This window comes from Streptosporangium sp. CA-115845 (assembly GCF_050943795.1).
Lineage (GTDB): Bacteria > Actinomycetota > Actinomycetes > Streptosporangiales > Streptosporangiaceae > Streptosporangium.
The window spans coordinates 4,973,222-4,985,945 of the sequence record NZ_CP191988.1; the positions used below are offsets into that span (position 1 = coordinate 4,973,222).

At 72.7% G+C, this 12,724-nt stretch carries 2 protein-coding genes and 1 pseudogene; all 3 read left to right on the forward strand.

Annotation, left to right across the window (positions count from 1 at the left end):
* The first annotated feature begins 19 nt into the window (after positions 1-19).
* Positions 20-1,129 carry a DUF6421 family protein gene (locus ACQP0P_RS24790; RefSeq protein WP_433381556.1) on the forward strand — a complete coding sequence of 370 codons (1,110 nt, stop codon included), beginning with the start codon at positions 20-22 and terminating at the stop codon, positions 1,127-1,129.
* Positions 1,122-8,222, forward strand: a complete 7,101-nt coding sequence (locus ACQP0P_RS24795) for an SDR family NAD(P)-dependent oxidoreductase (RefSeq protein ID WP_433381558.1) — start codon at positions 1,122-1,124, stop codon at positions 8,220-8,222. Before ACQP0P_RS24790 ends, ACQP0P_RS24795 begins: the two co-directional genes overlap by 8 nt.
* Before the next feature lie 32 nt (positions 8,223-8,254).
* A pseudogene (locus tag ACQP0P_RS24800) lies at positions 8,255-12,670 on the forward strand (type I polyketide synthase); the annotation flags it as partial.
* Positions 12,671-12,724 lie beyond the last annotated feature (54 nt).

Genomic DNA, 12,724 nt, shown 5'->3' on the forward strand with positions numbered 1-12,724 from the left:
GCACACTATGTCGAACAGCATGGTAGACGCGGTCATCGAAGAGGTCGACCAACTCCGCGACAAGATTCAGGGCAAGCGCGCGTCGTTCCGCGACCAGACCTTCCTCGACGAACTGGCACAGCGCATCATCGAGACCCCGAATCTGGGCCGACAGCCCGCCGCGCTCGCGCTGGCGGAGGACCTCCGGAACTTCTCGTCGGAAGCCTTCCTCAGATCCGTCAAGGCGCACATCAACGAAGGCCACGACCACACGATCTTCTCGTTGTTTGACGCCTCGTACTTCCCGTCGCTCTCCCTGGATTACCTGACCTACGAGACGCTGCCGACCGATCCCCACCTGGCCACCCGGTACGCCAGCCCGACGATGCCGGTGAGGATCACCGCCCGCTCGGAGGGCTTCAAGGCGCGGTCGTTGGTGGCGTTGTTCCCGGAGAACCACATCGACGGCGTCCAGCGGGGCGAGGACCTGATCTTCTACTTCATCGACAAGTTCGTCGAACGGCATAACCAGATCACCCGCAAGATGATCGACGCGGTGATGGCCGAGGACAGCTTCCCGCTGCTGCGCGGCGTCGACGACCAAACGGTGGAGCAGGCGTCCTCGTGGTGGGTGCGGTTGCACGAGTACCACCACCGGCAGGGCGACATGCCCATCCCGGACTATCTGCCGTACAAGAAGCAGAAGCCGCTGGCCGGGCTGGAAGAACTGCGCGTTGACATCTCGGGCGCGCTCGCCTGCCTGAATGATTCGGCGCTGCCGTCCTGGGAGGCGCAGCTCACCTACGAGTACATCCTTTCCGAGCGGGTGCTCCGTTACGCGGTGGAAGGAATCCCGCGACCGAACTACGACGCGGTCGCGTCGCAGATGCTGTTCAACTTCCTGTCCCAGCACGGCGGGATCGAGCTGCGCGACGGCGTGATCCGGCTCCGCAAGGAACTCCCGGATGTGCTCACAGAGTTCCTCGGCGAGATCAAGCGGATCGAGGCGCTGATCCACACCACGCCGGTCGAGCAGGTGCAGCAGATGTTGCTGAGGTTCACCAACCAGTACACCGACTACGACCCGGAAGCCAAGGACTACCGGCACATCCCGTTCTTCGCGGAGATCAAGGAGCGCCTGCGTGTCTGACACGGATCAGGTCGGCCCCGCGATCGCGGTGGTCGGCGTGTCCTGCCGGGTTCCCGGCGCGGCGGACACCGGCGCCTTCTGGCGGCTGCTGCGCGACGGCGTCGACGCGGTAACGGACGCGCCGGCGGACCGGTGGAACCCTGGCGCCGTTCCGGCGGAGCTGGATTCACCGGGACTGCGGCGAGGGGGGTTCCTCGACCGCGTCGCTGGTTTCGACTGCGAGTTCTTCGGCATGTCGCCGCGCGAAGCCGCGGCGACGGACCCACGGCAGCGGCTGGCTCTGGAGCTGACCTGGGAGGCGCTGGAGAACGCCAGGGTCGTGCCGGAGACACTGCGCGGCGGTGCCATCGGAGTCTTCCTCGGCGCCACCGGGGACGATTACGCCTCGCTCGTGCACCGGTCCGGTGCGGACTGTCTCTCGCACCACTCGCCGGCCGGGCTGAGCCGGGCCGCGATCGCCAACCGGGTCTCCTACCGGTTCGGCTTCCGCGGGCCGAGCCTTACGGTGGACACCGCGCAATCGTCGTCGCTGGCCGCGGTGCACCTGGCCTGCGAGAGCCTGCTCGCGGGCACGACGTCGCTGGCCGTGGCCGGCGGGGTGCACCTGAACCTGGTCCCGGAAGGCGCGCTCGCCTTCGCCCGTGCGGGCGCGCTCTCGCCGGATGGCCGCTGCTACACGTTCGACGCGCGGGCCAACGGGTTCGTGCGGGGCGAGGGCGGCGGCGTTGTCGTGCTCAAGCGGCTCGAAGACGCCCTCGCCGACGGCGACCCGGTGTCCGCGGTGCTGCTTGGCAGCGCCCTCAACAACGACGGCGGCGGCCCGGGCCTGACGGTGCCCGACGGCGACGCGCAGGAAGACCTGCTGCGGCAGGCGTACGCCCGCGCCGGGGTCGAGCCCGGGCGGGTGGGGTACGTCGAGCTGCACGGCACCGGCACTAAGGTCGGCGACCCGGTCGAGGCGGGCGCCCTCGGCGCGGTGCTCGGCCGGGATCGCGACCGCCCGCTGCTCGTCGGCTCGGTCAAGACCAACATCGGCCACCTCGAAGGCGCCGCCGGGATCGCCGGGCTGCTCAAGGTCGTGCTCTCCCTCGGGCACGAGACCCTCCCGGCGAGCCTCAACTTCCGTGAGCCGAACCCGGCGATCCCCTTGGCGGACCTACACATTCGGGTCAACGACCGCACTGTCCCGTGGCCGGGCGCGCGGCTCGCCGGGGTCAGCTCCTTCGGCATCGGCGGGACGAACAGCCACGTGGTCGTCGCGGGCCCGCCCGAGGCCGCGCCGAAGGCCGACGTCGTTCCGGCGCCCGTGGTGCCGGTCCCGGTCCACGGGCAGACCGCCGCCGCGTTGCGGGCCCAGGCCGCCCGGCTGCGCGACTGGGTCGCGGCCCGGCCGGACCTGTCCCCGGCCGACGTCGGGTTCTCCGCCGTCACCACGCGATCGGTGCTGGCGCACCGCGGCGTCGTCATCGCCGCCGACCGCGCCGAGCTGCTAGACGGCCTGGCCGCGCTCGCGAACGGTGAGGCGGTTTCGGGAGCTTCGTCCGGCCAGCTCCGTCGCCGGCTGTCGGACATGGCCGCTTCGTACGTCGCGGGTTCCGACGTCGACTGGCTGCCGGTCGTCGAAGGCGGCCGGGTCGTCGACCTGCCCACCTACGCCTTCCAGCGGCAGCCCCACTGGATCGGCACGGGTTTGACCCCTGCCCCTGCCTATGCCCCGGCGCCGACCGCGACTGCGGACGATCTCCGGGAGCTGGTCCGTTCGCGCGCCGCGGATCTCCTTGGTCATGCCGACAGCAAGTCGATCGAGGACGATCGCGCGTTCGACGAGCTGGGCTTCGACTCGCTGACGTCGGTCCAGTTGTGCCAGCAGTTGAGCGAAGCGACCGGACTGTCCTTATCCGACACCCTGCTGTTCGAGCACCCGACACCGCGCCTGCTGATGAAGCACCTGCGCGAAGAACTGGCTGGCCGGACGCCGTCGGACGACGACGCGGGCCCGGGCCCCGCCGCGGCTGGCGACCTGATCGCCATCGTGGGCATGAGCTGCCGGTATCCAGGCGGCGTCGGCTCCCCCGAAGACCTCTGGCGCCTCGTCACCAACGGCACGGACGCCATCACGGACTTCCCCGCCGACCGCGGCTGGAACGTGGCCGAGAGCGCCACGCACTCCGGCGGATTCCTTTCTGGGGCAACGGACTTCGACGCGGGGTTCTTCCGGATCAGCCCTCGCGAGGCGCTGGCGATGGACCCGCAGCAGCGGCTGCTGCTGGAGGTCTCGTGGGAGGCGCTGGAGCGCGCCGGGATCGACCCGGCGGCCCTGCGTGGCAGCCGGACGGGCGTCTACGTCGGCGTGATGGGGCAGGACTACGTGCCGCGCCTGCACGAAACTCCCGAGAGCTTTGCCGGACACGCGCTGACCGGCGGCGCCCCGAGCGTTGCCTCGGGCCGGGTGGCCTACACGTTCGGGTTCGAGGGACCCGCCGTCAGCGTGGACACCGCGTGCTCGTCCTCGCTGGTCGCGTTGCACCTGGCCGCGCAGGCCCTACGCGCGGGCGAGTGCACGCTGGCGGTCGCGGGCGGGGTGACGGTGATGTCGACGCCCGGCATGTTCGTCGAGTTCTCCCGGCAGGGCGGCCTGTCGCCGGACGGGCGGTGCAAGGCGTTCTCGGACGCCGCTGACGGCACCGGCTGGGCCGAGGGCGTTGGCATGGTCGTCCTGGAACGGCTTTCCGACGCCCACCGCAACGGGCACCACGTGCTGGCGGTGCTGCGGGGTTCGGCGATCAACCAGGACGGCGCCAGCAACGGGCTGACCGCGCCGAACGGGCAGTCGCAGCGGCGGGTGATCCGGGACGCGCTGGCGTCGGCCGGGCTGGCACCGTCCGAAGTGGACGCTGTTGAGGCGCACGGGACGGGGACCGCGCTGGGTGACCCGATCGAGGCGAACGCCCTGCTGGCGACTTACGGGCAGGACCGCGTGGAGCCGTTGTGGCTGGGTTCGCTGAAGTCGAACATCGGCCATGCGCAGGCGGCGGCCGGGGTCGGCGGCGTAATCAAGATGGCGCAGGCGCTGCGGCACGGCGTGCTGCCACGTACCCTGCATGCGGAACAGCGCTCCCTGCGTGTGGACTGGGCGTCGGGCGCGGTGGAGTTACTGACCGAGCCGCGGCCGTGGCCGGAGGTCGACCGCCCACGGCGCGCGGGCGTGTCGTCGTTCGGGATCAGCGGCACGAACGCACACGTGATCGTGGAGCAGGCACCGGAGAGCGAGACCGCCGACGTAGTGCCCCCGGCGCACCCCGTTCCGGTGGTTCTGTCGGCGCGTGACGAGACCGCGTTGCGGACCCAGGCAGGCCGGTTGCGCGAGTGGGTGGCCGCCGATCCCGGGCTGACCGTGGCCGACGTCGGTTTTTCCCGCGTGGCCACGCGTTCGCTGCTGGACCAGCGCGGCGTGGTCGTGGCGGAAGGCCGTGACGAGCTGCTGGCGGGCCTCTCGGCCCTCGTGGCGGGTGAGCCTGCAGCCGACGTCGTCACCGGCTCCCCGGCGGCGGGCCGGACCGCGTTCCTCTTCACCGGCGGCGGCGCGCAGCGGCTCGGGATGGGCCGCGAGCTGGCCGCAGCGTTCCCGGCTTTCGCCGACGCCTTCGCCGAGGTCTGCGCCGAGCTGGACCGGCACCTCGAGCGGCCGCTGCGCGAGGTAGTGTTCGCCGAGCCGGGCAGCCCGGAAGCCGCGTTGCTGGACCGGATCGGCTGGATGCAGACGGCGATGTTCGCCTTCCAGGTCGCCCTGTTCCGGCTGGTGACGTCGTGGGGCGTGCGACCGGACTTCGTGGCCGGGCACTCCACCGGCGAGTTGGCCGCCGCACACGTCGCGGGCGTGCTTTCACTGCCGGATGCGTGCGTGCTGGTCACCACGCGCGGCCGGCTACAGCAGAACCTTCCGCCCGGCGGCGCGATGGTGGCGCTGGGCGTGCCCGAGGCCGATGTCCTGCCGCTGCTCACCGACGGCGTGTCCATCGCCGCGGTCAACGGCCCGGCGTCGGTCGTCATAGCCGGCGACGAGCATGCCGTGCTGGCCATCGCCGGGCGGTTCGAAGCCCAGCGGCGGCCGGTGAAGAGGCTGCGGATCTCGCACGCCGCGCACTCACCGCGGATGGACCCGATGCTGGCGGAGTTCGGGGCCGTGGCCGCGAAACTCGCGTTCCGCGAGCCGGAGATCCCGATGCCGGCGCGCGAGCCGCAGACGGCGGAGCGCTGGGTCAAGCATGTGCGTGGCACCGTGCGGTTCGCAGCCGACGTCGCGTGGCTGGCCGATCAGGGGGTCACCGCGTTCGTCGAGCTGGGGCCGGACGCCGCGCTCGTCCCGATGATCGAGGAGTGCCTCGGCGACCGCGAAGCCGTCGTGGTGCCGCTGCAGCGTCGCGACCGGAGCGAGCCGCGCGAGGCGCTGCGGGCCTTGGCGCGCCTGCACGTCCATGGCATCGACGTCGACCTGCCGCAGCTGACGGCTGGGCGGGTCGTGGACCTCCCGGCATACGCCTTCCGGCCCGAGCGCTACTGGCTGGACGCCGCCGCGGAACCGTTGCTGGACACCGCCATCGAGCTGGCGGACGGCGGGACCGTGCTGTCAGGCCGGTTGTCGTTGGGGACACGGCCGTGGCTGGGCGACCACCGCGTGCGTGGCCAAGCCGTCGTGCCCGGCACCGCCCTGCTGGAGCTGGCGCTGAGCCTCAGCGACGAGGTAGACGAGCTGACCATGCTGACCCCGCTGGTGGTGCCGGAGCGCGGCGACGTGGAGGTGCAGGTGACGGTGACCGCGCCGGACGAGACCGGTCGACGTCGGTTCCGCGTCCACAGCCGCCTCGACGGCGAATGGCAGTTGCACGCCACCGGGCAGGTCGCCCCCACCGATCCCGGCGGCGCGATCGCCGTGCTGACCGCGTGGCCGCCACCCGGCGCGACACCGGTGGCGCACGATTGCTGGTACGAGGAGCTGGCCGGGCGCGGGCTGGAGTACGGCCCGGCGTTCCGGAACCTGCGCGCGGTGTGGCGGCAAGGCGACGACCTCTTCGCCGAGGTCGTCCTCACCGGCGAGCCCGGCTCGTTCGCCGTCCATCCGGCGCTGCTCGACGCGGTGCTCCACCCGCTCGTGGCCGCCTACGGCGCCGGTCCGCTGATGCCGTTCTCGTGGACGGACGTGCGCGCGGGCCGGGCCGGGGCGACGCGGCTGCGCGCCCGGATCCGGCTCGCGGGCGAGAACTGCGTGTCGCTGACGGTCGCCGACAGCAGCGGCTTCGAAGTCCTCTCGGCCGGTTCCCTGATGCTGCGGCCGCTGGACGCCCGCCGCTCCGACCCCAAGCTGTACCAGCTCGATTGGCGGGAAGTGACCGCCGCGGCCGAACCTGCGGCCACCGTGTTGCCCGTACGGCCGGGCGGCGAAGACGTCCCGGCGGACGTCCACGCGACCGCGGAGTCCGTATTGAAGTCGGTGCAAGCGTGGCTGGCCGGGCACGATGACTCCGCGGCGAAGCTCGTGGTCGCCACCCGCAACGCGGTCGCCGTCGAGCCGGGCGACGACATCGACCTCGCCGCCGCCACCGTGTGGGGCCTGCTGCGCCCGGTGCAGGCCGAGTTCCCTGGTCGCGTCGTGCTGGCCGACTCCGACGCCGAGTTCGCCACCGGCGTGCCGGTGGCGGACGAGCCGCAGACCGCCGAGCGTTCGGGGCGGCTCTACGTGCCCCGGCTCGCCCGCGCGTCCGTGCCGGACGGCCCGCCGCTCGACCCCGCCGGGACCGTGTTGGTCACCGGGGGCACCGGCGGGCTGGGCACCACCGTCGCGCGGCACCTGGTCACCAGCCACGGCGTCCGGCACCTGCTGCTGGTTAGCCGGAGTGGGCAAGCACCGGACGACCTGCTGACCGACCTCGCCGCGGCGGACGCGTCGGTCACGGTGGCTGCCTGCGACGTCACCGATCGCGCGGCGCTGGCGGCGGTTCTCGCCGCCGTGCCCGCGTCGGCGCCGCTGCGGGCGGTCGTCCACGCGGCAGGCGCGATGGCAGACGCCGCCGCGCTGTCGCTGGCGCCGGAGCGGCTGCACGAGGTGCTGGCGCCGAAGGTTGACGGGGCCTGGCATCTGCACGAGCTGACCCGCGACCTCGACCTGACGGCATTTGTTGTGTTTTCCTCCGTCACGGCCACGGTCGGGTTCGCCGGCCAGGCGAACTACGCGGCGGCTAACGCGTTCCTCGACGGCCTCGCCCACCACCGGCGCGCCCACGGACTGCCCGCGGTCTCGCTCGGCTGGGGCCTGTGGGAGCAGCACACCGGGATGACCGAGGGGCTCGGCGAGGCCGACAAGGAGCGCGTCCGCCGCGCCGGCGTGCGGCAACTGCCCACCGTCGACGGCCTGGCGCTGTTTGATCTCGGGCTGGCCGCGGACCGGGCCCAGCTGGTGCCCGCCTGGATCGACGTCTCCGGTCCCGACGTCGACCCGTCGGCCGTGCTCCGCGGCCTGGTCCCGGCCGCGCCCGTCGTCCGCCGCGAGCGGGCCGGGCCGGAGGCCGTCGAGACAACCGAGACGCTGCGTGACTGGCTGCTCCCGATGTCACCGCACGACCGGGAACTGGCGGTGGGCCGAGTGGTGCAGGCCGAGATCGCCGCGGTGCTCCGCAGGCCGGGCACCGTCCCCCCCGACCGTGGTTTCCTCGACCTCGGTCTCGACTCGGTGACGGCGCTGGAGCTGCGGCATCGGCTCGGCACGGTCACCGCGCTGAAGCTGCCGCCCACGGTGATCTTCAACCACCCGACCCCGGGTGCGCTGGCGCGGTACCTCCTCGACCGGTTCGAGCTCGACGCGCCGCCATCGAAGGAGCCGCCGGTGCTGGCCGAACTGGACCGGCTGGCGGCGGCCGTGGCCGCCATCAGGGATGAGGCCGTGCGCTCCGACGCCACCGCCCGGCTGTGGGAGCTGCTGTCGGTGGTGGCCGCCGGGGCGGACGTGGCGGAGCCGGTGCTCGACGCGGAGGTCGATGCCGCCAGCCAGGACGAGCTGTTTGCATTGATCGACAATGAGCTGGGGGGACCCCGACCGTGAGCAACGAGAAGCTGCTTGGTTACCTGAAGCGGGTCACCGCCGAACTGAGGCAGGCTCGCAGCAGGCTGACCCAGCTGGAGTCGTCCGCTCCGGAACCGGTCGCGATCGTCGGCATGGCCTGCCGGTTCCCCGGTGGTATCACCTCGCCGGAAGACCTCTGGCAGCTCGTCTCGGACGAGGTGGACGCAGTCTCGGAGTTCCCGCGCGACCGGGGCTGGGACCTCGACGCGCTGTACGACCCGGACCCGGGGCAGCTCGGCACCAGTAGCACGCGCCACGGCGGTTTCCTGCACGACGCGGCCGAGTTCGACGCCGGGTTCTTCGGCATGTCCCCGCGCGAGGCGGTAGCGACCGACCCGCAGCAGCGGCTCCTGCTGCAGACATCGTGGGAAGCGCTGGAGCGGGCGGGCATCGCGCCTTCGGCGTTGCGCGGCAGCCGGACCGGGGTCTTCGCCGGCGTGATGTACAGCGACTACGGGACGCGGCCGGGCGCGGACACCGGCGGCTACGAGGGCCAGCTGATGACCGGCAGCCTCCCGAGCGTCGCGTCGGGCCGGGTGGCCTACACGTTCGGCTTCGAGGGTCCGGCGGTCAGCGTCGACACGGCTTGTTCGTCATCGCTGGTCGCGCTGCACATGGCGGCGCAGTCGCTGCGTGCCGGCGAGTGTTCGCTGGCGCTGGCGGGTGGCGTGACCGTGATGTCGACGCCGCGGACGTTCGTGGAGTTCTCACGGCAGCGCGGGGTTTCGCCGAACGGCCGATGTAAGGCGTTCTCCGACGCGGCCGACGGCGCGGGCTGGGCCGAGGGCGTCGGCATACTCGTGCTGGAACGGCTTTCGGACGCGCGCCACAACGGCCACCAGGTGCTGGCGGTGCTGCGCGGCTCGGCGATCAACCAAGACGGCGCGTCCAGCGGCCTGACCGCGCCGAACGGCGAGTCGCAGAAGCGGGTGATCCGGGACGCGCTGGCGTCGGCGGGCCTGGCCGCGGCCGACGTCGACGCCGTCGAGGCGCACGGCACGGGCACCCGGCTGGGTGACCCGATCGAGGCACAGGCCCTGCTGGCCACCTACGGACAGGACCGCGTGGAGCCGTTGTGGCTCGGGACGTTCAAGTCGAACATCGGGCACGCGCAGGCGGCCGCCGGGGTCGGCGGTGTGATCAAGATGGTGCAGGCACTGCGGGCCGGGGTCCTGCCGGCGACGCTGCACGTGGCCAAGCCCTCGCGGCACGTCGACTGGTCGTCGGGCGCGGTCGAGCTGCTGACCAAGCGGCGGCCGTGGCCGGTGGTGGACCGGCCGCGCCGCGCGGGCGTGTCATCGTTCGGGATCAGCGGCACGAACGCGCACGTGATCCTGGAGCAGGCGCCGGAAAGCCAACTCGCTGACGTGCCGCCGTCCGATGGCGGCCCGGTGCCCGTGGTGGTTTCGGCCCGCAGTGAGACGGCGTTGCGCGTGCAGGCGGACCGGTTGCGCGAACGGGTTTCCGCTGACCCCGGGCTGACCGTGGCCGATGTCGGGTACTCCAGTGTGACGACGCGTTCGGCGCTGGAACACCGCGGCACCGTCGTGGCCGCGGACCGCGAGGAGCTGCTGGCCGGGCTGGCCGCGCTCGCCGCGGGCGAGCGGTCGCCGGGTTCGGTCACGGGCACCGTCGCGCCGGAATCCGGTGTGGTGTGGGTGTTCCCCGGCCAAGGCTCGCAGTGGGCTGGCATGGCCCGCGGGCTGGGTGAGGCGTTCCCGGCGTTCGCCGAGCGCCTCGAGGAGTGCGAGCGGCTGCTGAGCGAGTACGTCGACTGGTCGTTGCGCGAGGTGCTGGAGGACGCCGAGGCGCTGGCCCGCGTCGACGTCGTCCAGCCCGCGCTCTGGGCGGTGATGGTGTCGCTCGCAGAGGTGTGGCGCTCGGCCGGGCTCGAGCCGTCGGCCGTCGTCGGACACTCCCAGGGCGAGATCGCCGCCGCGTGCGTGGCGGGTGCGCTGTCGCTCGCCGACGGCGCCCGGATCTCCGCCCTGCGGAGCCGCTCGCTGCTCGCTTTGGCGGGTCACGGCGGCATGTTGTCGATCGTCGCGTCCGAGTCCTGGGTCCGCGAGCGGGTCGAGCCGTTCGGCGACTGCGTGTCGATCGCCGCGGTCAACGGCCCGAACACCGTCGTCGTCTCCGGCGACCCGGACGCTCTCGCCAAGCTGGAGCTAATCCTCGCCAAGGCCGGCGTGATGCGCTGGAATGTGCCGGGTGTCGACTTCTCCGCGCACTCGGCCCACGTTGACGCGCTCGCCGGGGAACTGGCGGAAATCCTGGCGGGTGTGGAGATGCGGCCCTCGCGGGTGCCGTTCTACTCCACGGTGACGGCGAGCCGGGTCAACACCGGCGAGCTGGGTCCGGACTACTGGTACCGGAACCTGCGTGAGCCGGTGCGGTTCGAAGAGGCGGTGCGCGCGCTGGCCGCCGACGGCCACGGGGTGTTCGTGGAGATCAGCCCGCACCCGCTGCTGACAATGGCGGTCAACGACACCGTCCCGGCCGCGGTGGTGCAGGGAACGCTGCAGCGCGACGAGGATTCGCTGCGCCGAGCCAGGCTTTCGGTGGCGTCGGCGCACGCCAACGGCGTCGCGGTCGATCTGCGCTCGGTGGTCGGGAACGGCCGGGTTGTGGCGCTGCCGACGTATGCGTTCGAGCGCGAGGTGTACTGGCTGGCCGAGCCGAAGCCGCTGCTCGGCGCGCCGGTCGAATTGGCGGACAGCGGCCAGGAAGTCCTTTCCGGACGGTTGTCGCTCGGCCGCCACCCGTGGCTCGGTGATCACCGGGTCCGCGACCAGGCCGTAGTGCCGGGCACCGCGCTGCTGGAGATGGCGCTGTGCGCCGGTCCGGTGGTTGACGAGCTGACCATGCACGCCCCGCTGGTCGTGCCCGAGCAGGGCGAGGTCGAGGTCCAACTGCTCGTCGGGCCTGTCGACGCCGAGGGATTTCGGCCGCTGCGGCTGCACAGCCGCATCCAGGGGGCGGAGTGGCGGCTACACGCCACCGGCGCCGTCACCGCGGAGAGCGGGCCAGCACCGGAGTTCGGGGTGTGGCCGCCGACTGAGGCCGAACCGGTGGACCTGTCCGGCTGGTACGAGGACCGCGCCGCCCGCGGACTCCGGTACGGGCTCGGTTTCCGTGGCCTGCGCCGGTTGTGGCGTCGCGACGGGGAACTGTTCGCCGAGGTTTCCCTGGCCACGCCGGTGCGCCCGGCGCTGCTCGACGCCGCGTTGCACGCCCTGGACATGACAACCCCCGCGCTGCCGTTCTCCTTCAGCGGCGTCCGGTGGCTGGACCGGACCGCTGCGGCGGAGGCCACCAGCCTGCGCGCGCGGCTCACCCCACGGGATGACGGTTCGGTCGCGGTGCACGTCACCGACGGCATCGGCCGCGGTGTCCTGGCGGCCGACGCGCTGGCCCTGCGCCCGATCGGCGCCGCGGTGCACGACGGCTCGCTGTTCGAACTCACCTGGGTCACCGCCCGCCCCGAAGGTACCGCCGACGTCTCCGGCGTCACCGTGCTGCGCTGCCCGGACGTCTCCGGCACGCTGCCGGACAGGCTGGACGCGGCGACCACGCACGTCCTCGACGGCCTCCGAACCTGGCTCGCGCAGGCGGAAACCGGCGACGCGCGGCTGGTCGTCGCGACCATGGGAGGCTTGGCAGACCCCGTCACAGCGGCGGTGCACGGCCTGGTGCGCTCCGCGCAGACCGAGAACCCGGGCCGGATCGTGCTCATCGACACCGACGACCCCGGCGGCCTGCCGGACGCGCTGCCGGCCCTCCTGGTGACCGACGAGCCGCAGATCTCGGTACGGGACAACGAAATCCGCGTCACCCGGCTCGCGCACACGCGGCTTCCAGCGGCGGACGCGCCCAGGTTGACCGGCGGAACCGTGCTGATCACCGGTGCCTCGGGCACGCTGGGCGGGGTCGTCGCCCGGCACCTGGTCACCGAGCACGGCGTCCGCGACCTCGTGCTGGTCAGCCGTGGCGGTGCGGAGGCGCTCGCCGAGGAACTGGCCGCGTTGGGCGCGTCGGCGGTTTCGACCGCATGCGACACCGCGGACCGGGACGCGCTCGCGGCGGTCCTCGCGGCGATCCCGGCGGACCGGCCGCTGCGGGCCGTGGTGCACGCCGCCGGAGTGCTCGACGACGGCGTCCTCGGCTCGCTGACGCCGGAGCGGCTGCGGTCCGTGCTGGCGGCGAAGGCCGTCGGCGCAGCGCACCTGCACGAGCTGACGCGCGACCTCGATCTGGCGGCGTTCGTGCTGTTCTCGTCCGTCGCCGCCACGCTGGGCACGGCGGCGCAGGGCAACTACGCCGCCGCGAACGGCTTCCTCGACGGCCTCGCCCGGCACCGCCACGAACTCGGCCTGCCCGCCGTGGCGCTGGGCTGGGGGCTCTGGGCGGAGCGCAGCGGCCTGACCGGTACGCTCGGCGACGCCGACCTCGCCCGGCTCGGTGACGCCGGGGTGCTTCCG

Bases quoted from the DNA above. Each gene is read 5' to 3' on its own strand.
- ACQP0P_RS24790 (WP_433381556.1), top strand. From the start codon at position 20: ATGGTAGACGCGGTCATCGAAGAGGTCGACCAACTCCGCGACAAGATT.